This is a genomic window from Acinetobacter sp. ANC 4204, assembly GCF_002135205.1.
Taxonomy (GTDB): Bacteria; Pseudomonadota; Gammaproteobacteria; order Pseudomonadales; family Moraxellaceae; genus Acinetobacter.
Genome location: NZ_NEFZ01000004.1, coordinates 346,597 through 367,049 on the forward strand (window position 1 = coordinate 346,597; position 20,453 = coordinate 367,049).

The following is a 20,453-nucleotide window of genomic DNA, read 5'->3' on the forward strand; positions in this document are numbered from 1 at the left end:
CTATTGCTCCACTGACCAGCCTTTATCGGTAAGCACAGGCTTTTTACGCACTTGTGCTACTCCTTGGGTTGTTGGTTGCTGTGTTTGACCGCCTGTAAGCTTGACGACCTGCTTGCGTGAAGCAACAAGATCAGCCGTTACGCCTTTTAGTTCTTCTTCCTTATTGGCTAGTTGTGCTGCAACAGCATCGAATTGCTCTAAAGAAATAAAACCTTCAGGCGCTTCGACTGGTTGATCTTGGTCGTCTTGGTCGTCTTGGGTTTCGCCTAACGCAGCATCATCAGCCGTTGGCTCTGTCGTCTTAGATTCCTCAGCTTTCCCCAGCACAGCATCCATTGCGTCATCTGTTGAGGTCTGCGCCGTGGTCGTTGTTTCTTTTTTTGCACCAGGTGTTTGTGTCTTGCGTGGTGTAGTAGCCATAAAAAAGCCCCATCATTGGTTGATAGGGCTAATGTGCGGGGTTTCGTGTAGCGGTTTGTTGGGTGATTATCTTAACTTTAATGGCGTATACGAGTCGAAAGTAATAATAGGTCATTTGTTTAATAGGCTACCATCTGGTCTTAATACTCCATCACCATCCACCACAATACTCGTCATAATTGCCATGCAATGAATGCGATATGCCAATCTAATTGCTAGAATCTCATACTCTCCATCACGCCTTATAAAGAGCCTTTCGCCATGCTGGTATATCAAGGTTTTATATTCAGGCAGTGATGCAATAATTTTCTCAAAATCACTCACAATCCAATCTCCTTATCCAACTGCTCAATAACACCGTCCAACTCGTCCCAGTCTTCAAACATGTCTAATTGCCCAATCTTATACTTGTATGTCCCCCATTCCCCATCACGTGGAAAGCGATCAATGCCTGTCTCTGAACGCCACAATTCAATCAGTGCATCCCCATTGTCGTAATTAGGAATACCACCTCTAGCCCACTCTGAGACTGTAGAAGCGCTGGACACTGGCAACACGTCTGCAATCTTCTCGTGTGTCCACTTCATACGGCCTAAGTCTAAGATCATTCGGTTGAAGTCTGGACGCTTATAGCCACGGCGTTTGACTAGAAACTCTTTGACCTTCTTTTTTGATCGCTGATTGAGAAAACGCGTGCGCGCGCGAGGGTTCTGTGCAAACACCATAGAATCAACAACTAAATCACTCATTTTTGAAGCTCCAAAACTATAATTTTTATAAGGCCGCCTTTGATGATTTCCCCACGTTTTACGCTTAATTCATCGAACTGTTCGTCGTCTACGCATAGGCCACATTTCACAAGACTGTCGATCGTTGCTTTTAGAAAATTGTCAATGTCACGGCGTTGACGGTTGGGAAAGTGAAAAGTCACATCTAGTTTTAGACGTGACGTGGTGTTTAATTGAGGGATAGTCATAGCAACGAGATCATGAAAATCACGACCACGATCGCTAACTTTGCATGTACGTCCAGTGCCAACCCAATAGTGATTCACTGAGGGTGGAGTCGATGGAATTTCACACTTTAAAATTACTTTTCCCTCTCCTTTCGTATTTGGCTCTGTAATCGTTTCTAAGGCTTGTTGATTTGCTTCACGTACCTTTGCATCATTTTTCTGTTTAGATTGCTCCAATGCATGATTTTTTCGCTTTGCGTGGCGTTTTAAATGAAGTTCTAGCTCTCTTTCGCTCATTCTCATGATTAAGCCCCGATTTCAGTTAATTTGTTCAGGAAAGCGTGGCTAGCCTTGCCAACGTATTGACACCATCCCCAGCCCTCACGCCAAAACATCCAAAGTCCTTTTTCGTTTTTCCAAACTGTGCCGTCTGTTTCGTAGTGAGTTGCGTCTGCAGGCTTGCTTTGAGTTTTCATAGACTTGCCCCTAGATCAACCACAAAGCCAAGCTCGTGCAGATATGGACCGTAGGTATCCGCATACTCAGGTTTACGGATGTTTGAGCTAATGCGTGTTTCAAATGCTTTTTGAGATTCCCCGACGTGTGAGTGCTTCGATCTGAAGTTCTGGTAATTGCACAGTTCTGAAACGAAGTGATTCACTTGTGCATCAGACAAGCCTTTGCTTTTCGGTTTTGAAGATTTGGCTTTGGTCGCTGAAAGTTTTTGAATACGGTAAATCCAGTAATTCATCCAACCTTGCGCCGTGGTTTTTTCTCGACTGGTAGACCACTGAGCAAAGTTTTTTAACTCACTGAAAATTTTTGCATCATCAAGTTTTGGATTGATCCGTTTTGCTTGGTCAGCAAGATCAGTTTGAATCGTGTAGACATGTACAAGCTCTTTCAAGCTGTACAGTTTTTTATTGTCTCCGTGGTATTCGACAGAATCGCTAAAGAATTCTGTTTCTGAGTTATCCACAGAGGAAGTTCTTTTTTTAATATCTAATAAATTCTTATTATCTATTGTGAGTTCACTAGGTGAACCAGTTTTGGTTTCCTTAGTGAACCGATCTTGGTTTTGTTTGTGAACTGGTGTCGTAGGTGAACTGGTTTCCTTAGTGAACCGATCTTTTAAGGAAATATCGTTTAATCTGTATTTTTTTACCCCTTGTTTGCCTGATTCGACAATGGATACGACTCCAAGTTCTACAAGCTCTTTAATGCCAAAAGATACAGTTTTTCGTCCTAATTGACGTGAACCCTCAAGCTCGCCACCCTGCAATTGAGAGTAGCTCACAAAGTCTGATTCTTTGTTGTGTCCATTAATGCGGTTTTCGAGTTCCGCATAGACGTTTCTAGCCGCATCACTTAGAAACGGCCAGACCTCCTTTCTATACAATCGGCTAGACATTACATAGCCTTGTACAAACTTATCGCTATACATGTTTTTTCTAGCCTCTTGCTTATTTTCTTGAGGCTTTGGGAAGTGAATAACAGCAGCTGTATTCATATCTCTCACCTCAAAAATTCGTATGCATTGACTGCCACGATTGAAACTTGTCCATTTCCAGTGGCTTTAAGTCTGTCCACCCGATTGGCCACCCCATCAGCCACTCGACCCAGTCCGGGTTCAACCGCCCACCAACGTGACCGCTCTGTACTGCTCCCGCTAAACCGTTGCGTGGATCTGCGGATACTTTCCCGCGTTTGTTCCAATCCGAAGCTTTGGGTGTTGGCCACATATTGACTAATGTTTCCAACCCAGGTGAATCCCTTAGGAAGTCTGCTGGAGACGTTCTTGGTTTCGCATCCGATGCTTTTGGAGTAGGCCACAATCCAAAGCCTGTCTCGTTGATGGGGCGCTCCAAAATTGGATGCTGATAAACGTGCCCATTGCGCGTCATACCCCATTTTGGCAAGGTCACTGATGACTCGGGCAAGTCCTCGGGAAACAAGCATTGGTGAGTTCTCCACGAACACGAATCTAGGTCGTACTTCACCAATAATTCGAGCCATTTGGGACCACATGCCTGATCGAGCACCGTCGATGCCTGCGCCTTTTCCTGCTGAGCTAATGTCCTGGCATGGAAATCCGCCAGATATAACGTCAACAATTCCTCGCCATGGTTTTCCGTCAAAAGAGAGCACGTCAGACCAAATTGGGAAAGGCGGGAGAATTCCATCATTTTGTCGTTGCGCCAAAACTTGTGCTGGGTAGGCTTCACGTTCAACTGCGCACACTGTTCGCCATCCCATGAGATGCGATCCGAGTATTCCGCCACCAGCACCTGCGAAAAGAGCCAACTCATTCATTAACTCCCCCATTTGCTAAGTCTAAATTTCGTGTTAAATTCGTCATGGGTTCCAACCTCGTTTACTTTTCGGAGTGAACGGCAAGAAAGTCCAGTTGTTCGCGCAGCTGGGCTTTTTTTTGTGCCTGTGGTTTAGGTGTGACATCTATAAAGCGTGGTGGAGCTTGAAGCTCAAAGGACGTATCTACGGTATCTGTGGTAAGACACATGAATGAATTGAGAGAATTTAGGTATTCCCTAACAGCAGCAATTTTTTCACTCATGCAGATACGACTTAATTTTGAAACATCAGTTTTTTCAGCTCGTGCAATTGCTTCTAAGTCCCGCTTTTCTTCATATGTGCACTTAAAAGTAATGCTCTCGGTGAGTTTTTCAGACATGGGCTCACCTAAGGATTTGCAGACACTAAAGAAGAAAGGTTGGCTTTTAATTCACCTTTTGTTGAAACCTCAAAAACAGCTTGCGTACTTAAAGGAATGCCTTTTCGCCAATAATTAATTACAGATCGGTCACGCCCAAGAATTCTTGCAAGTTCTGCGTCACTTTTTGCTTTATAGAAAGTCCGTAAGTCATCCACGGTCATGTTTATTTACCTAAACCATATTGTTTAGTTTATTGAACGATAAGTTTAGGATTATGTCAATTTTTTTGTTTAGTATTTTAAACAAATACAAGGCTTCAGCATTATGCAAACTACATCAGACAGAATCGCTCAGCGCATGAAAGAACTAGGGCTACAACATAAAGACCTGGTTGTTGCTACTGGGGCTAGCAAAGGAACAGTTACTAATTGGATTAACGGAGTAAATACTCCAACTAATGAGAGGCTGATTAAGCTGGCTCAAGCTCTAAAAACTACTTCTAGCTGGCTTTTAACTGGCAACTCATCTCCTGAATTTGCACAAGTAGAACCATGGGATAGCTATACCCCGCTTGATGATGATGAAATTGAGATCCCATTCTTTAAAGATTTTTCATTTGCATGTGGTGGCGGATCAATCAGTGAAGCAATTGCAAACGAAACGCGCAAATTGAGAATGTCAAAAGCAACGCTCAGAAACTTGTCTATTACAAAGGAGAATGCTGTTGCTGCCACAGCCATGGGCGACTCAATGAGTCCAACTATTAAAGATGGCGATACAATCCACTTGGATTTGGGCAGAAAAAACATTAAAGATGGTAAGATCTTTGCTATTTGCATTGGTGGTTTGTTCTACTGCAAACGCTTGTATAATCTACCTTTAGGTGGTGTTCGTATTGTTTCTGACAATGCAACTGAGTTCCCTGAACTTCATTTGAGCGAACAGGACAGAATTGATCAGCAATTTGAAATTATTGGTTGGGTTTGGCAAATATCTAGCCTAGAAAACTGGTAAAAAACTAATAATAAAAGGAATTTAATATGTCATATCTTCTTTATATTTTTGCATTCTTAGGGGTTGTTTTCCTTGTTATTGTAGCTTGGTTTTTCTTAACAGCTGTTAAAGTTAAAAAAGAAATGAGATTTGAACCTAGAGTATTTGAAGATGCTGTAGATTTAATGAAATTTATTCGAAATACGTTTGAATGCAAAATTAAAAATAAAGTTGTTATATATGGATTTGTCGAGTCGTCTTTTTATGATGATACTGTAGCTCGGTTAACTGGTGATGCTCCAGTACTGGACGTTGATGTCCATTTAATCACCGCTAAAGGGCATGAGAAAGTTAATACTTCCTGTGGGGATATAAATGCCAGTTTAAAAAAAGGTGATTTTGTTGCTGTAATGCCTTTTTACAATGAAAGACATAACTTATGGTATTACGTGACAATAGCGAAGTTAAATACCGTTTACCTTGGGAAGCAAGGGTTTTCTGTTGATGAAGAATATGTAAATTGATAATTGCTATTAAGATAATGCCCACCTAGTGTGGGTTTTTTATTGCTTTAAAAAAAGAAGAAGTTTAGAAAAATTCAATAAGTTTATTTTACTAAACAAAACTATTGACTTAAAAAGTTTAGCTTACTAAACTAAATCTCGTACCCACAAAAAAGCCTGCAACGGTCTCGACAACTGGCAGGCTTACTCAAAGAGCGAGATAAGTATGAAACAAACAGCATCACATAGTCAAACACCGACTTTCGTTAAAAACGAAAGCAATACAAAGCCTGTGCTTTACCAGCACCCCACTCCTGCAGAAATGCGCACCCCTCGTTTAGCCATTATAAAGGCGAATGCTATTGAAGCTTTCATCTTCTGTGTGTTTGTCGTCTTAAGTTGGTTGGGGATTTCACTATTTGTTTCATTGGTTTTTGGAGGCTGAGCTCATGGATTTAAGAGATCAATTTGCTATGGCGGCTTTGCAGGGATTTATATCGCATCGTGGATTTTTATGTGTGAATGAGCAAGCCGCGAAGCGTTGTTATGAAATCGCTGACGCAATGATTGCAGAACGTGAAAAGGACTCTGTTGATAGTGTTACAGATGCTAAGGCCCAGCTTGTTCGTGCAATTGAGTTAGAACACAACATAACGGTTTCTGAGCACCTTTGTATTGTGCATCTTATTCATTGCTTGCGTTTTGGCTTTGTTCCTAAAAAGGAGGATGTATGAACGCACTCGTTTCTATTCCTGAAGCTCGCATGATTGAAAAAATGAGCAATGAGGAATACCACTCACGCCCTGAATTTAGCTCTAGCCAGTTAAAAGACATGCTGCGTTCAAGTGCTCACTTCTACTCAAACAACATTGCGAAAGAAGTTGAACGCGAAACCAAAACAGCTATGAGCTTTGGAACATTGGCACACACCCTGTTTTTAGAGCCTGAACAATTTGAACATGAGTTCATTATCGCGCCTAAATTTGACCGTCGTACAAAGGCTGGTAAAGAAGAGGCTTTGGCATGGGAACAAGCCAATCAAGGCAAAATCTTAGTAGATGCTGAACAGGTTGAAGGTGCAAAACGCATTGTGACCAACCTACAGAAACTCAGCTCTTATGCAGACATGCAGAACAACTACGGCATGGCTGAGGCAAGCATTTTCTTTACTGATCCAATCTATGGCTTAGAACTTCGTATTCGTCCTGACTGGCACATTGCACCCTGTAAAGCCTTTCCAAATGGCTTGATCTTGGACTTAAAGACTACGACCGATGCACGTCATCATGCATTTTCTAAAAAATGTTCTGACTTTGGTTATGACCTTTCTGCAGTTATGTACCGTGAAGGCTTCCAGCAGTACTACCAAACTGAAGATAAACCGCCTTTTATTCTGCTAGTCGCTGAAAGTTCAATTCCGCACAACGTCAAACAGTACAAGGCCGCAGACCTATTTTTAAGCGTTGGTGAAACTCGCTACAACAAATCTAAAGAATTACTGGCTGAGTCTCTTCTTATCAATGAATGGGACGGCTACTCACTCGAAATGGAAGATTTATTCCTCCCGCAATACATGACTAAACAAGCTTTAGAAAACGATTTTAACTAATTAGGAATATTAAAAATGAATGCTCAATCTCAATTCGCTCCAGCTACTCAAACTAACTTTGTTGGTTTTTTAAATCCTGAATCTTTCGAGTTCTCACAGCGTGTTGCGAACATGCTTTCTAATTCAACCATGGTGCCAGAACAATATCGTGCAGTGACCAAGGTTAAGGCTGGTAAAGATAGTTACGGAAACATGATGTACCGTGACGAACCAAATCCCAATGGTTTGCCAAACTGTATTATCGCGCTGAATATGTCAAATCGTCTTGGCGCTGACGTTATGATGATCATGCAAAATCTGCACGTAATTGAGGGTCGTCCTTCTTGGTCATCACAATTCATCTTAGGTTCGATTAATAGCTCTGGTCGCTTCTCACCTTTACGCTTTGAAGTTGAGAACCTTGGCGAATTAGAAGTCGAATATCAAGAAACCGTTTGGAATAACGGCCGCAAAAACCAAGTTACTAAATCCTTGAAAGTTGAAAACCAAACATGTGTTGCTTGGGCGCTTGAAGCTGGCACTCGTATGCCTGAATTTACTCTTGAAGAATTAAAAGAGCACGGCGGCGTATATAAATGCTGCAAAGCCTATGGCATTCCACTGGTCGAATCTTCAAAAATCTCAATGGAAATGGCTGTAAAAGAAGGCTGGTATACAAAGAATGGTAGCAAATGGAAAACCATGCCTGAACAAATGCTACGTTACCGTGCTGCTTCTTTCTTTGGTCGTGTTTATGCACCTGAGTTGCTTATGGGCCTGCGTTCTGTTGAAGAAGAACAAGACCGTATCATTGACGTTACTCCTGATCAGTCTTTATCAGAACAAGCTGATACGAATAAGCTTAAACGTGAAATTTTAAGTGCTAAATCCCCTGCTGCGCTTGATGAAACTGAAAGTAAAGTCTTGATGCTAACTGATGATGCCAAGCGCGAAGAATTATTAAAAATGATTAGCGCTCAAGCTAAAAAGTTCCAACCTGCTAGCAATGTAGTAAATGACCAAAATTCAACATCAAATGATGTAGCAGAAAAGGCTATTGCTGAAAAAAAGCCTGAGCCTAAAAAGGAAGGAGCTCCACCAGTAGAAAAGACACCACTCAAAAAGCCGACCTCAGCAGAAGTAAAAAAAGACTACTTAGTCAAAATGAACCAAGTTGAAACCGTAGCTGAATTAAACCAGTTGCGTGAACAATTCGTTATTAATGATGCTTTGACAGAAGCTCATCTTAGCTACCTAAAATCTGCATATACGCAACACAAGGCTAACTTCGATAAACCTGCAGAGGAAGAAGTAAAAGAAGCACCAGCCGTAAACGAGATTAAGTCGTCTCAGATCATCGGTGGTCTAAAAATCCAAATCGGTAATGCTCAAAATATTACTGAACTGGATGTTGTTGCAAAGTCCATTCGAGACAATAAACCAAACATCACACCTGACCACATGAACGATGTACTTGACGTCTTTGCAGCACGTAAAAAGTTCTTAGAAAATCAGCTATCCATGTTTGATACAGACGATACCCCTTGGGCTGATAAAGCGATTTCAGAAATTGAAGCAGCCAAAAACCAAGATGAAATTAACAACATCTTTATCGACCCAATGTATGAAGAACAGTCTGATCCTGACCAGCAACGCATTACTAATGCCGCACAAAAACGCGAATCAGAGCTTTTCGGTAATTAATTAGATAAGGCCGTACTGAGTGCGGCCAATTTTAAGGAGCTAAGTCATGATTGAAAATAAAATTAATCTTTCAGAAGCAGATAACCTGTTTAAATTAAAAGCTAAACAGAGTTTGTTAACTCAGATTGCTGAATTACAGGTAAAAATATCGCACGGCTGGGGTGAATGCATTGTTCAAGAAGGATCACTAGATTACAGCATAAAAAGGGTTCGAAATCTTTGTGAGGAATATGTGCGACTTGAATTGTTCTCACAAGCAGAAATGGACGAATTTTGGATTCTTATTAATCAATCTAGATATATTCTTCGAACAAGACATGCAGTTGAAAAGCTTGCTCAAGACTTGGAAAAAAATAAGCTCCATATCCCTGATAGTACAAAATCTCTAATACAGGATGTTATCAAAAACGTTAGTGAATTTCGCTACCCAAAAGATGGTCTATTGAGAGTAAAAACAGAAGTAAAAGAAGCACAGGAGCAAAGTCATGATTAAACAATTAAAGCGCGCCGATCTACCTGAAGACCTTTGTTGGTGGTTTCATCCTGATTTTAATTCCATTGATCCAATGGCAACCTGTGACGAAGAACGCGGCTACACCCCCGAAGAATGGGAGCAGCTTCAAGCAAACGGCAATATTGATATTTTAATCGACACGTCTGTTGATCTTGGGGAAATTGATCCTAATGCAGACGGTGAATGGAAAGGCTTCGTACCTACTCCACCATCGCCAGAATATTTTTTAATGGCAGCTTTTGATACTGAGCATTGGGACTGTGCTGTTTTATGGTGGGCTAAAGAGCGTTTACCGCATTCCGTACAGCAAAGTTTGGGAGAGGTGTCATGACCGAACTTAGCCACCCTTTAATCAGATATCACGGCGGTAAATTTCGTTTAGCTCATTGGGTAATTGCTCAAATGCCCAACCATACTTGCTATACAGAGGTTTTCGGCGGTGCTGCAGGTGTTTTACTTCAAAAGCCAAGAGCTTATGCCGAAGTCTATAACGACCTTGACGGCGACATCGTTAATTTATTTAGAGTTCTCCGCGATGCTGAATTACGTGATCAACTAATTGAGCAACTAGTACTAACTCCATACAGTCGAGAAGAATTTGAAGATGCTTGGAGTGTGGCCACAACTGAAGTTGAACGTGCAAGACGGGTAATTATTCGTGCGCAAATGGGTTTTGGTTCCGCAGGAGCAACAAAAGGAATTACAGGTTTTCGTATTGATACTAAACGCCAATATGGTACAGCCCAATCATTATGGGCTACCTATCCTGAACATCTGCAACTAATAGGTCAGCGTTTAAGCTCGGTACTCATTGAAAACCGCCCTGCTGTTCAGGTTTTGAAAGACCATGATGCTTCTACGACACTACATTATGTGGATCCACCTTATGTACATGACACTCGGTATTCAGGGGCTAAGACTGGAAGAATATACCGTCATGAAATGGACGATAAAGACCATCTAACTTTATTGAAAACATTACTCGATCTAGAAGGAATGGTGATGCTATCAGGCTATCCGAGTGAGCTTTACGACGATACTTTAAAAAATTGGAAGCGTATTGAAACTAAAGCAAGAATTTCTGCTGGTCGCGGTACTGATGTTCGTACTGAATGTCTTTGGATTAATCCAGCTGCTCAACATAATGACTTATTTGGGGGTGCTGCTTAATGGGATTATTAAAATTTACAATCACTGTTGAAGCTGATGTAGCTCCAAAGATTTTCTTAGGCTCAGTCATCGGTGGCGCGACTGTAGTCGGAATGCAACAGGAAAAGGTCGAATTGGTTTCTGCTGCAGATATTGCGCAACGCAATGGGCTTTCAGTTGCAACAGTACGTAGACGATTGAGTGCTATTAACCAAGGTACTGAGGGTAAGTTTCTCTATGATCCCGTTAAGGCATCCCAACTCTTAAAAGATAGTAAATCCAAACGCGGAAGAAAGAGAGCTTGTTAGGCTCTCTTTCTTTTTTATGAGTTAAACATTTCAACCAGTTCATCTGCATCCGGGTTGTAGTAAACATTCACCAAGACTTCAATTTTTTTATGGCCAGTAATTTTGGCTAATACCTCAACAGGTAATTTTCTAATTTTCACCATTCTAGAAATCGCCTCATGACGTGTATCATGAAAATGGAAATCTTCAATACCTGAGTAGGCCTTTCTTCGTTCCCACAACTTTCTAAATGCATCTGCACTCTGTGGAATGATTTGTTCATCTTCATGCGGTATTAAAGCCAGCAGCTCTTTTGCGAATTTCGATAGCGGCACATTGCGCTTGGACCCATTCTTGGTTTTGGGTAAGTGTACATAGCCATCATATACTTCTGAGCGCTTCATATTCAGAATTTCACCCTTGCGCATAGCTGTTTCTATCGCAAATAAGAATCCCCAAGCAACATAGTGCTGCGGCAATGTCGGTACCTGCCCTATTTCATATTCCAATAGCTTGAGCATCGTATCAATTTCGGCTTGAGAAATTCGACGGTACCGCGATTCAGGTTTGACAGGCTTAGAAATCTGCATCCAAACATTTGAATCAAGCAAGAACATTTCTTTCTGAGCATAAGTGTACATTGCCGAATAAAGCGAAATTTCTTTAAGCACTGTATTTTCTTTTACTTCGGTGCAACGCTTATTCCGCCAGTTGGTTAAATCAAGCGGTGTGATGTCATGAATATTTTTATGGGCCAGCTCACCCATTTTTCTTTCAAAAGTTTTGTACTGAGTCAAAATCCAATCTTTAGACTTCGTGTGTTTGCCTACTTTGTCTAGGTAAACATCAAACAACTGCATATAGGTAAAAACTGGTTTTTCATTAATTGGGGCTTCTTCTTTGGCACCTGCTTTCAATTCAAGCATTTTTATTGCCGCCCACTGTTCACATTCTTTTTCTGTATCGCGGGTTGCTGAGTAACGCTTTCCATCGAACATTAATTCAATTCGATAAGCATCACCTCTTTTTCGGGCTTTGGGTAATTTCATCGTACAGGTCTTGGCGTAATCTTGGCGTAAATTATGGCGTATTTTCACCAAAAAGCGCAACAAATGCACCAATTGCACCAAATTAAGGGCAAAAAAAAGACCTACAAGTTATTGATTTTAACTGTAAGTCTTTGAATTTATTTGGTAGGTATAAGCAGACTCGAACTGCTGACCTCTACGATGTCAAAGGAAGCATATACCAATTTAAATCAGATATTTATTAATCAACAGACGCAGTTCTGTCGCAGATGTTAAAAAATGTCGTAAAACTTTATTTTTATGCCTATGATAATTTCAGGAAGTGAAATTTTGATAGGAGTACGTAATTATGAAAGATCAAATTTATAAAAGTTATTTTTCGATAACAGCATTAGATAATCTCAATAAAGAAACTTCTGATTTTTTTGAAAAATGGAAGTATGTTGAAATTATCGACACCCAATTTTATAAAGATGAAAACGATAATATTACTGCTGAGCCAATCGTGCGCACAGATGGTAAAAACACACATCAAATTACACTCCAATACCATGAAAAATTAGAGTCATGGAGTTACCAATCAAATTCCATCAAAAATTTTGGTTCAACAAATGACTAAATAAGCCAATTAATAGTTTCTTTAATCAAGCTAAGGTGAACAAAAAATGGCTTATATTACCAAAGACGGCAAGTGGCTTGCCTATCGAGATGCAACACAAGAAATACTGGAATATGATGATTTTTCAGATGTCCAACAGGTCTATCAACCTGAGTGGTTTTGGGTCAATAATAAAGATGATGCCAAAGAATTTCATGCTGAAAGTATTGCCATTTCATTTCTAGTACGTAGACGCGGGGAGTTCTGGAAAGGTGCTAAAGTTGTTAGGAAGTAGATTAATCACATTAAGGGGCATGTATGCAGCAATATTTAGACTCAATAAAGCTTTCAATTGAAACTAATAACTACTTTGGTGCTATCGCACTCGCTCTTACGTTACCTGACATATGTGCATCTATTGAGGCACAAAATAATAAGACAAATCAGCATAAGTATTGTAGGTGGTTTGATAAATATTTATTGAATAAATATACAATATTTTCAACAGATGGAAATATTGTAGTATTTAGTGCTAAAGAATGTTATGCCACTCGTTGCTCTTTTTTGCACCAAGGTACTCATATTACTGAACATCAAGATATTATTTCTGAAGAAAAAAATGCAGTCAAATCAGTTAATTTTATGAATGATACAATTTTTAAAGGTTATATTCGTTTGGGCGATGAAATAACACTTGATGTAAAGATTTTTTGCCAAAATATGATTATCGCTGTAGAGCAATGGATACTTGAAAATAGAGACAATGACTTTATAAGTAAAAAGATATCATTTCTACCTCTTGTTTATACTGATACAGAGAAATTGCCCTTTGTTACGGTGCCAAATTTTGAATAAAGTTAAAGCCCTCACTTGAGGGCTTTTCCTATCTTAATCCAAGCATCATTTTGCAATGCACATTCATTATGCTTTGCTACTGTATCCACTCCCCATGTCATCCAGTCCTTACCAGTGTTTCCCTGAACTTCATTAAGCTGTGGACATGGCTGCATCAAATTAGCTGGTATTTCGACTTTTGATAAGCGAGTTGATGGACTGCATGCCGTCATCATCTGAGCAAACATTATGATAAACATCCCGCTCAACAATTTTATCGACAAACTTTGTGACGGTTTCAACTTTAACTTTGTATTTGGCTTTTTCAGTTTCATAATCTGAACTCAATTGATTGATCGTTGATTGCTGCTTGGCCAGCTCTCTCTGATATTGCTTGGCTGCTAAATCCGCTTGGTCTTTATAATCCGCATGAATATCTGCTTTTTGTTGATTGCACTTCAGTTCAGCATTTTCAAACTGGGTTTTATAATGACCTACACGTAATGTCTGCACCCCAGCCCCGAGCAATGCCAGCAATAAAAAAGCCGCCAATGTGAAAATGACGGCTTCATAAAATTTTGCTAAAAAGGTTTGCATCTACTGCGCTCCCATACATTTCGAATGACGCTCAACTTGACGAGTCCAAACCCCATAACAATTGTTAGATCGAACCGAGCAATCACGTTTGGCCACGTATTTCCATTTCAGCAATGAATCACAAGCCTGCTTATACTTCCCTGCTTTCAGGTTGCGAAGCATGGAAGATTGGTTCCAATTTGCTTGGCCAAAGTTATAGGTAAAGTCGAGATATACGTCATATTCGACTTGAGATAACTTCACGCTTTGGAGTGACTTACGAAAAGGAATTTCATCTTTGGACACATGAGCTTTCGCCCACTCTTGAGCTGTTTTTCGCGTGATGGGTGGATCGGTCATTTTGATCACTTGTCCATTCGGTTTTACTGTTGACCCAATACCTTGAGTCACTACGCCCCCAGTATCTTTATAAGGCTTTGCTGAATAGCCTTCGTGTATTTCTAAACCCGTAAAAAAAGCAGCCGAAGCTGCTAATAATCCGACTGCAATTTTAGTCTTTGACATTACACTCCCCATTTCTTTTGCGCTTTTCAAGTTCGTGAATTTCTTGTTCGCGTCTGTCTTTGCGTTTTTGGAATTGGCGATTAGAAAGGAAATTCATCAAGCTGATAAGTAAACCAGCCAAACCAATCCCCACACCAATCAAAAACCCCCAATCCCATGTTGCTGCCCATGACACAAGTGTTACACCTGTGCCTGTTGCTGTTGCCGCCTTCCCTGCAATCGCTGCTGAAGTTTCAGCTACTGCAGCTGTTGTCTCTGACATTTCGCCCCCTAATTTTTGGCAATAAAAAAGCACCCTTTTGGGTGCATTTAATCTGGTCTCGGTTATTAAGCTTCTGTGATTTCCCGGATGCCCATGTCATCGCTACGAATCGCATCATCGGGTAACTCTGCATGTTGTAGGGCTTCTGCATAAGCAACAGCTTCTTCATGCGTATCAAACTCAACTTCACGTTCGATTCGATAAATCCGATTTGTCACAATTTTGAATTTCATGCATATTTTCCTTAAATAAAATCTTTGTCGTTCGCGTAATAGCGATCTGTGTAATTAATCATGGTGATTGTGCCGTCTGTAGACTTTTCCGTGACTAAGCCCAAGTCGCGTTTTGCTCCACTTTCCTCCGTAATGACATATTGCGAGCAACTAATATTCCCTTCATATTCGAGAATCAAATCTGAAGTAGGTGCACGTGCAAGTAAAACACTTTCATTTTCTCCTGCTACACCTGAAGCGCCGATGACATCTACCGTTCTATTTGGGAGCTGCAGATGTATGACGTAACTCTTTCCTGCTTCAAGTACTGCACTTTGAGATAAATAGATCCGCAGACCCTCCTGATCCATAACAGCACCCGAGCCTGCAATCTTCGGCCGCGTATCGTCAGCAACAAGCAAAAGATCATTGCGTGTGATCATGTCCGCCTCATGATATGCTTGAAATTCAACCGCTTGCCGTTGATGTAGCAACTTGTTGTAAGCTCGATACGCGAGAAGATACGCTTGCTCGTAATTTGTTACCCCTGTGGCATCAATTTTTTGCGGATTGATGACGGTGTCGTCAGGTAAATTAATTTCACTTTCAGACCAGCTATCCGATGAATCGGTCCAGCTCAATGTCACACCGTCGTAGTCTTTGTTTACACCAAACGTCGAAGTCCGTTTTTCAGAGTTAGGCACCTTGTTACGATGATTAAACAGCAAGACCGGTACATCTTGTGGCTTTTCAAATGCAAAGTAGACAACGTTAGATTCACGTCTTGCATCACAGAACACAGATGATGCAATGGTGGCCAACGTTTCTTCATAAGACATTTTTGCATCATCAAAGGTGTAGTTAAATTGAATATCCACACCAAAATACGCATTCACCTCCGCAGCAGTGGCATACAGACTTGCGATATCTAGAGTATCTATTGAGCGACGACCAATTAATTCATCTGTAGTCATTGCACAGATGATATCTGCAAAATTATGACTCGCTACCCGCTCTGTAGATTGCTGTCCAGTGGCATAACTGTAGAGCATGCGAGTTGCAATACAATTTAGCTGTCGCTCTTTGACTGATAGCGCTCCATCAGTTGCCAGTGTTTTTGTTCTGACAATAGTGACATCATCGTAAATTTGCTTGTCATTGGATTTAAGCAAATACACATCTTTAATTTTGATCGCGTGAACTGGATTCATACCTGGTTGAAAATAAGATTTGCATAATCTAAATCGAATATTCCCCTGTTGTGGCAATTGAATCGTTTTCGTGAGCCCAAAGCTGTCTTTGCTTTTAACATCATGCGCCCACACAATTTCGGTGATATCAGTTAGCTCATCGCCATTTTCATCAATCATCTGGTACTGCATTGTAACGCGCACAGCTTCAGTGACTGTTTTACTCTCACTTGTTACGTTGTATAAACCGCTTGGAAAATACAAGTTGAAGACGGCCTGCTCTGCCCCATCTAAATATAAATCATACCAACCCACCCACTTACTAGTGATCAATTCAACCGCAGCACTGCTATCTATTCCAATCGTTGTTCCATTAAACAGCGTTGGTAATTTAGCCCAGTCACTATTTACACTGCTCGCATTGGTGACTGTAATTTGATCTTCTTCTATTGCACCCACAGTGTAGGTTTCATCAAGATCCATTTTATTCGCTGAATCTGTCAGTTTGATTCCAGCACTAATACTGAAATCGGCATCCACATTGGACCAGTTATAATTCGTTGTTTCAGCATTGCTGAGTTGAATCGTATATGTGTACTCTGTACCGCTGATCACTTGTGTAACACTTGAAACTGTATAAGTTCCAGAGATGTCGTATGTTTGCGTTGAAGTTGTAGCGTCGGGATGAGTGATCGTCTTGAGAATGCTTGCACCGTTCAACATCAAGGCTTTATAACTGGCGTAACCTGCAATTGCACTCGTTGTTGTCACAATGACTTGCTGTGATGCGTTTACAGTCGCTGTCCCAGATAAAGATGCATCTGCTTGAGCAAAGCTTGCACCTGTGATCTGTATGCCGTCACCCACTTCAAAGTAGTCGGTGAAATCAATTGCAGTGTCTCGTGCATGAATCACCCCGCCTGTCGTGAAGTAAATTTTTGCTTCATCACCATCCATTACGGTTTCATTCGGTTCACTCAATGACTGGCCATTGATTGCACTGCATTTTTTTACGATTTTGGGAAGCTCTGTAAATGCCGCACCCGCTTGATAAAAAGCTGAGCCAATAATACTTGAACCAGGATAATAGAAACTTGCCGCAGCCCCAGAGATTCCCTCAATCGCAGTATCACCATCTTGTACGTCAGTGATTTGATAATAGCCTCGCCCCAAGCACATCAAGCATTCTTCTATTTCTATACCGTCACTATTGTAGTAAGAATAGGGTTGAGCAATCAGATCGGGAATCGCCTTTACTGTGCCATAGATATCAGCTACACGTGCTCCAATACGCTGTTTATTTGCACGCTCTGATAGCTCATTGTTGCTTGAGCCTGCAGTGGTCCCTTCTGCCTTCGGCATGGTCAAAATGGTGTATAGCGAATAGGCTGCAATCAATGCAACAACGGCATAATAAATGTAGGGTAAAACAGCCGCTCCCGCGTGGCACACCACATAAAAATGTGCGTCAGCATCTGCTTCTAACAAGTAGAGCGCTGTCTTTTTATCCGTTGGTGTCACATCGTTATTCGGACAAGGTTGACCTTTATAGATGCGAGCCTGCGGGTATTGGGCTTTAATCTCTAAAAATGCACGTAATACATGATCAGTTGATTGAGTTCTAATTTTGGACGCATCCAGTGGATTTTCAAAGATGGTTAACATGCTCATAAAATCGGAACCTAATGTAATAGTTTTTGAGAGTTCTTAAGTTGACGTACTGCACTCCACTTTCGGTTAAATGCAAAACCTTGTCGCAATAAAAAAGCCCAACATGGTTATCTCCTGTTGGGCTTGTCATTAAAACGATACATCCTTGCTGTGGCTCTTTCAGCCGCTTATTCTGAATAACCGTTTGTCTCGATGTATTTATTGCTTCATTTATGGCACCTGTTAAGCCAATAAAACTGGATGAATAATCCTTGTTGAGCAAAGCCTTAGCTGCATCAATCAGAAAATGTACGCAATGATAAGTGAGCACATTATATTGCTTATCAAATAACGTCAGGTTCATCACCGCACCCTCTTAATAAAAGCCAATCAGTGTTGGAAAGTTGGCTTTAGTGAAAAGCAAACCCGTACCTGTAATGTTTAATTTAGGTGCTTCGGCATTAAAGGTTGTTCCCTGATAGTCACTGGATTGATCTGTGATCTCTAAGTTATCAATCACCAAAAGTGGCGTTGATAAATCTAAACTTGAATATGCTCGATACGTTACCGTCGGCCTTTCTGTAGAATCTGAATCAAAAATTTGGTCAATCAGACCTGGTACAATTTCACCCAGATCACCAATCGTGATAGATAAAGTTTGATCCAAGTCATCTGAGGTACTGCCTTTGTCAATGCTGAGTGGTACATATTCATAATTAAAGTAACTACTGTCATGACCAACACTGACGCCATCAGCAAGATTGATCACATACCGCAAAGCGGTGTCCCATAAGCTGTGCTTAATCTCGACACATTCAATTAAGTAAGCGGGCTCTACAGCAAATAAATATTCTTCAAGTTGATTGGTCATTTCTTGATTCCGCTAATGTTTTGAGTGCTGTCTGATCTAATCTGTTGTTCAAGATATGCATTTGACCAGAAACTTTGAACCATTCGCCTGACTTAGACATGGAAATGCTATCTGGCACAAAGTGAGCTTTGTATTGCTGTAATGCCCGCACATCAATCACAGCATTGAACGTAAATGGCTTTCGTTTATGCTGCCAAATCCGATAAAACGCTGTGAAATATGTATAGTCCACTGCTGAGAGTGTGAAATTTACAGACACCACATTTTCAAGATTTGCAAATCCAGTTCGATAACGATTGTCCGTTAAACCTTCAGATACAATGACACAGTTCCCCAGTTGAACTGCATAAGAAGCTTGCAGTGGACATAGATCGAGATGATCAAAGCGGTTGCCATGAATGTTTCTTGGATCAATCAGCGCTTGGTCATAATGGGTGTTAAATCTGTTAATCACCGCTTTAAGTGCAAAAGCAAAGCGATAGTTACTCGTCATCCCAATCTGGACAAGTTGGTTGGCTGCGCCCATTTCATATTCAATCTGAAAACGGTCGCGTTGCAACCGGGTATATAAAATATCATCCCGCACATAGGCAAAAATAATGTCGGCATTTGCCGATTGGCTGCTTCGAATGTCATCTAATGAAATCTGAGGTGTGATTGTTTGCAACCCATAATCTGTCGTGACATAAGTTGAGCTCGATGTATCATACCAATAGAAATATGCTATCCCATCAGCAACATACGTTATATAAACCCGCATCGACAAACTAAATGCAAAGCCCAGTTGGGTGACATTTGCAACTTCCAAAATACTGTAGTGAAGTCCTGCATTGTCGGTAATGATGATCCAGCCATCTTCATAAAAACATGTCCAGATCTTGACCTGCATTCCCTCCGAAGTGTCTAAAAGGTCTTTACCGCCCCACTCATAATCAATGAGGTCATTGATACGATCAGGCACTAAAAAGCCGCCAAAAATGGCGGCAGATGAAAGTACATTATCTGGCAACATAATCTATCCCGTGTAACGACCCCAAGTCATCGCTGCTGTATACGCCATAATCTGAGTCGATGTTTTTGTGATTGTAGGAGAAATCTGAAATTTGTAATAAAAAGATCCTAATAGACCACTCATTTGAACCCTAAAACTCTGGTGCGTGCCATTGGCAGTAGCGAGTGCACATGTATAAACCGTTTGAATACTTGTTGATGTTGGATAACTATCACTCCCACCCGTTACTGTACCTACACTCGTAGTTGGTGAGGCTGTCACACTATCATTTTTTACTCCTGAATAAATAATCAAACCGCCTGAAGTTATTTGCGCAAAAGTAGCAGATGGCGCAATCATGTAAGTGGAACCCGTATAGGTGTGTGTTGATAAAGTCGCCCCCAATTTATCAACCAAGGTGAATGAACCTGTTGTACTTAAGGTTGGATATTCTCGGATTTCAGCGACAACATCTAGATATTCATCACTCAATACTGTAATCGTAGTTGGGTTCCCGTTGGCATCTAAGACCAATGCACGATTCCAAAGTGTCGTATTGCCCCACCCCATTCCAACTTCACTAATATTGCCTGCCGCAACACCTTCAGAAAATCGCCAAGTCAAGGTTACACCACGATAATAAGGCGTTGTTGTGGTTTGCAATTCAGTTGAAGTTGAATTTATGCTAGTTGTGCTGGCCAAAAAGCTGGCTAATGCGGTTTGGGTAACAGCAGGTGTGGTATTACCTGTACCAACACAGCAGCGGCTTATCCAGGTTCCGACTGACATACGCGCCAAACCCGTATCCAGAACTATATTATTAAACCATTCTGTTTCTTTGGTGGCCACCCCATCGCCTTTATGGGCGATTAACTTAAAGCGTGCACCGATCTGCGAATGCATATTCACTTGCATATACTGTTTCCTAT

At 41.0% G+C, this 20,453-nt stretch carries 32 protein-coding genes; 13 read left to right on the forward strand and 19 right to left on the reverse strand.

All coding sequences use genetic code 11. From position 1 onward, the window contains the following. The 9 genes from B9T36_RS10910 to B9T36_RS10945 form a co-directional block, all read right to left on the reverse strand. Positions 1–420: a hypothetical protein gene (locus B9T36_RS10910; RefSeq protein ID WP_086209498.1), complete on the reverse strand. Its 420-nt coding sequence runs from the start codon at positions 418–420 to the stop codon at positions 1–3. A 111-nt stretch (positions 421–531) separates the two neighbouring features. After that, positions 532–744 carry a hypothetical protein gene (locus B9T36_RS10915; RefSeq protein ID WP_086209499.1) on the reverse strand — a complete coding sequence of 71 codons (213 nt, stop codon included), beginning with the start codon at positions 742–744 and terminating at the stop codon, positions 532–534. Next, complete coding sequence (locus tag B9T36_RS10920) at positions 741–1,169, reverse strand: hypothetical protein (RefSeq protein WP_086209500.1); 429 nt, start codon at positions 1,167–1,169, stop codon at positions 741–743. The genes B9T36_RS10915 and B9T36_RS10920 overlap by 4 nt, the downstream gene beginning before the upstream one ends. After that, on the reverse strand, positions 1,166–1,678 hold the full coding sequence (locus B9T36_RS10925) for a RusA family crossover junction endodeoxyribonuclease (protein WP_086209501.1): 513 nt from the start codon (positions 1,676–1,678) through the stop codon (positions 1,166–1,168). The genes B9T36_RS10920 and B9T36_RS10925 overlap by 4 nt, the downstream gene beginning before the upstream one ends. A 2-nt stretch (positions 1,679–1,680) precedes the next feature. After that, on the reverse strand, positions 1,681–1,851 hold the full coding sequence (locus tag B9T36_RS19065) for a hypothetical protein (RefSeq protein ID WP_171264456.1): 171 nt from the start codon (positions 1,849–1,851) through the stop codon (positions 1,681–1,683). After that, on the reverse strand, positions 1,848–2,885 hold the full coding sequence (locus B9T36_RS10930) for a hypothetical protein (protein ID WP_086209502.1): 1,038 nt from the start codon (positions 2,883–2,885) through the stop codon (positions 1,848–1,850). Before B9T36_RS10930 ends, B9T36_RS19065 begins: the two co-directional genes overlap by 4 nt. A 5-nt stretch (positions 2,886–2,890) precedes the next feature. Next, complete coding sequence (locus B9T36_RS10935; RefSeq protein ID WP_086209503.1) at positions 2,891–3,688, reverse strand: DNA cytosine methyltransferase; 798 nt, start codon at positions 3,686–3,688, stop codon at positions 2,891–2,893. A 61-nt stretch (positions 3,689–3,749) separates the two neighbouring features. Beyond that, a complete protein-coding gene (locus B9T36_RS10940; protein WP_086209504.1) occupies positions 3,750–4,067 on the reverse strand; it encodes a hypothetical protein in 318 nt (105 codons plus the stop codon). Positions 4,068–4,075: 8 nt separating this feature from the next. After that, complete coding sequence (locus B9T36_RS10945) at positions 4,076–4,270, reverse strand: hypothetical protein (RefSeq protein WP_086209505.1); 195 nt, start codon at positions 4,268–4,270, stop codon at positions 4,076–4,078. Positions 4,271–4,373: 103 nt separating this feature from the next. Between B9T36_RS10945 and B9T36_RS10950 the strand changes: the two genes are divergently transcribed. From B9T36_RS10950 to B9T36_RS10995, 10 genes are all read left to right on the forward strand, one after another. Then, positions 4,374–5,063, forward strand: coding sequence for a S24 family peptidase (locus B9T36_RS10950; RefSeq protein ID WP_086209506.1), 690 nt, complete (start codon positions 4,374–4,376; stop codon positions 5,061–5,063). Positions 5,064–5,089: 26 nt separating this feature from the next. Further along, positions 5,090–5,566, forward strand: coding sequence for a hypothetical protein (locus B9T36_RS10955; protein ID WP_086209507.1), 477 nt, complete (start codon positions 5,090–5,092; stop codon positions 5,564–5,566). A gap of 205 nt (positions 5,567–5,771) precedes the next feature. Beyond that, entirely contained in the window at positions 5,772–5,990 is a 219-nt protein-coding gene (locus B9T36_RS10960; RefSeq protein ID WP_086209508.1) for a hypothetical protein, read from the forward strand. A gap of 4 nt (positions 5,991–5,994) precedes the next feature. Next, the gene (locus tag B9T36_RS10965; RefSeq protein ID WP_086209509.1) at positions 5,995–6,279 is read left to right on the forward strand and encodes a hypothetical protein; all 285 of its coding nucleotides are present in this window, start codon (positions 5,995–5,997) and stop codon (positions 6,277–6,279) included. Continuing rightward, positions 6,276–7,154 carry a PD-(D/E)XK nuclease-like domain-containing protein gene (locus B9T36_RS10970; RefSeq protein ID WP_086209510.1) on the forward strand — a complete coding sequence of 293 codons (879 nt, stop codon included), beginning with the start codon at positions 6,276–6,278 and terminating at the stop codon, positions 7,152–7,154. Before B9T36_RS10965 ends, B9T36_RS10970 begins: the two co-directional genes overlap by 4 nt. A 15-nt stretch (positions 7,155–7,169) precedes the next feature. Beyond that, positions 7,170–8,837, forward strand: a complete 1,668-nt coding sequence (locus tag B9T36_RS10975) for a hypothetical protein (protein ID WP_086209511.1) — start codon at positions 7,170–7,172, stop codon at positions 8,835–8,837. A gap of 46 nt (positions 8,838–8,883) precedes the next feature. Continuing rightward, positions 8,884–9,330 (forward strand): hypothetical protein, encoded by a 447-nt coding sequence (locus tag B9T36_RS10980; RefSeq protein WP_086209512.1) that lies wholly within the window; start codon positions 8,884–8,886, stop codon positions 9,328–9,330. Further along, a complete protein-coding gene (locus tag B9T36_RS10985; protein WP_086209513.1) occupies positions 9,323–9,682 on the forward strand; it encodes a hypothetical protein in 360 nt (119 codons plus the stop codon). The genes B9T36_RS10980 and B9T36_RS10985 overlap by 8 nt, the downstream gene beginning before the upstream one ends. After that, on the forward strand, positions 9,679–10,521 hold the full coding sequence (locus tag B9T36_RS10990) for a DNA adenine methylase (RefSeq protein WP_086209514.1): 843 nt from the start codon (positions 9,679–9,681) through the stop codon (positions 10,519–10,521). The genes B9T36_RS10985 and B9T36_RS10990 overlap by 4 nt, the downstream gene beginning before the upstream one ends. Further along, positions 10,521–10,808: a DNA-binding protein gene (locus B9T36_RS10995; protein WP_086209515.1), complete on the forward strand. Its 288-nt coding sequence runs from the start codon at positions 10,521–10,523 to the stop codon at positions 10,806–10,808. The genes B9T36_RS10990 and B9T36_RS10995 overlap by 1 nt, the downstream gene beginning before the upstream one ends. A 14-nt stretch (positions 10,809–10,822) precedes the next feature. Here the strand turns inward: B9T36_RS10995 and B9T36_RS11000 are convergent, their stop codons facing one another. Further along, positions 10,823–11,836, reverse strand: a complete 1,014-nt coding sequence (locus B9T36_RS11000; protein WP_086209605.1) for a tyrosine-type recombinase/integrase — start codon at positions 11,834–11,836, stop codon at positions 10,823–10,825. Positions 11,837–12,164: 328 nt separating this feature from the next. On the opposite strand from B9T36_RS11000, the gene B9T36_RS11005 reads away from it, so the two are divergent. From B9T36_RS11005 to B9T36_RS11015, 3 genes are read left to right on the forward strand one after another with little or no spacing between them, the layout of a single operon-like run. Next, on the forward strand, positions 12,165–12,434 hold the full coding sequence (locus B9T36_RS11005; protein WP_086209516.1) for a hypothetical protein: 270 nt from the start codon (positions 12,165–12,167) through the stop codon (positions 12,432–12,434). Positions 12,435–12,480: 46 nt separating this feature from the next. Continuing rightward, positions 12,481–12,708 carry a hypothetical protein gene (locus B9T36_RS11010; protein ID WP_086209517.1) on the forward strand — a complete coding sequence of 76 codons (228 nt, stop codon included), beginning with the start codon at positions 12,481–12,483 and terminating at the stop codon, positions 12,706–12,708. A 23-nt stretch (positions 12,709–12,731) separates the two neighbouring features. Next, entirely contained in the window at positions 12,732–13,268 is a 537-nt protein-coding gene (locus B9T36_RS11015; protein ID WP_086209518.1) for a hypothetical protein, read from the forward strand. Positions 13,269–13,427: 159 nt separating this feature from the next. Here B9T36_RS11015 and B9T36_RS11020 read toward each other — a convergent pair whose 3' ends face one another. From B9T36_RS11020 to B9T36_RS11055, 9 genes are all read right to left on the reverse strand, one after another. Continuing rightward, on the reverse strand, positions 13,428–13,844 hold the full coding sequence (locus B9T36_RS11020; protein ID WP_086209519.1) for a hypothetical protein: 417 nt from the start codon (positions 13,842–13,844) through the stop codon (positions 13,428–13,430). Further along, positions 13,845–14,348: a lysozyme gene (locus B9T36_RS11025; RefSeq protein ID WP_086209520.1), complete on the reverse strand. Its 504-nt coding sequence runs from the start codon at positions 14,346–14,348 to the stop codon at positions 13,845–13,847. It lies immediately after the preceding gene. Continuing rightward, positions 14,335–14,610 (reverse strand): hypothetical protein, encoded by a 276-nt coding sequence (locus B9T36_RS11030; protein WP_139841330.1) that lies wholly within the window; start codon positions 14,608–14,610, stop codon positions 14,335–14,337. Before B9T36_RS11030 ends, B9T36_RS11025 begins: the two co-directional genes overlap by 14 nt. Before the next feature lie 65 nt (positions 14,611–14,675). Then, entirely contained in the window at positions 14,676–14,843 is a 168-nt protein-coding gene (locus tag B9T36_RS19070; RefSeq protein ID WP_171264457.1) for a hypothetical protein, read from the reverse strand. 11 nt (positions 14,844–14,854) lie between these two features. Continuing rightward, a complete protein-coding gene (locus B9T36_RS11035; RefSeq protein ID WP_139841358.1) occupies positions 14,855–17,683 on the reverse strand; it encodes a host specificity factor TipJ family phage tail protein in 2,829 nt (942 codons plus the stop codon). After that, complete coding sequence (locus tag B9T36_RS11040) at positions 17,661–18,026, reverse strand: hypothetical protein (RefSeq protein ID WP_086209522.1); 366 nt, start codon at positions 18,024–18,026, stop codon at positions 17,661–17,663. The genes B9T36_RS11035 and B9T36_RS11040 overlap by 23 nt, the downstream gene beginning before the upstream one ends. A gap of 12 nt (positions 18,027–18,038) precedes the next feature. Then, entirely contained in the window at positions 18,039–18,533 is a 495-nt protein-coding gene (locus B9T36_RS11045; RefSeq protein WP_086209523.1) for a DUF1833 family protein, read from the reverse strand. Further along, complete coding sequence (locus B9T36_RS11050) at positions 18,517–19,545, reverse strand: hypothetical protein (RefSeq protein ID WP_086209524.1); 1,029 nt, start codon at positions 19,543–19,545, stop codon at positions 18,517–18,519. The genes B9T36_RS11045 and B9T36_RS11050 overlap by 17 nt, the downstream gene beginning before the upstream one ends. A 3-nt stretch (positions 19,546–19,548) precedes the next feature. Then, positions 19,549–20,439, reverse strand: coding sequence for a hypothetical protein (locus B9T36_RS11055; protein ID WP_086209525.1), 891 nt, complete (start codon positions 20,437–20,439; stop codon positions 19,549–19,551). Positions 20,440–20,453 lie beyond the last annotated feature (14 nt).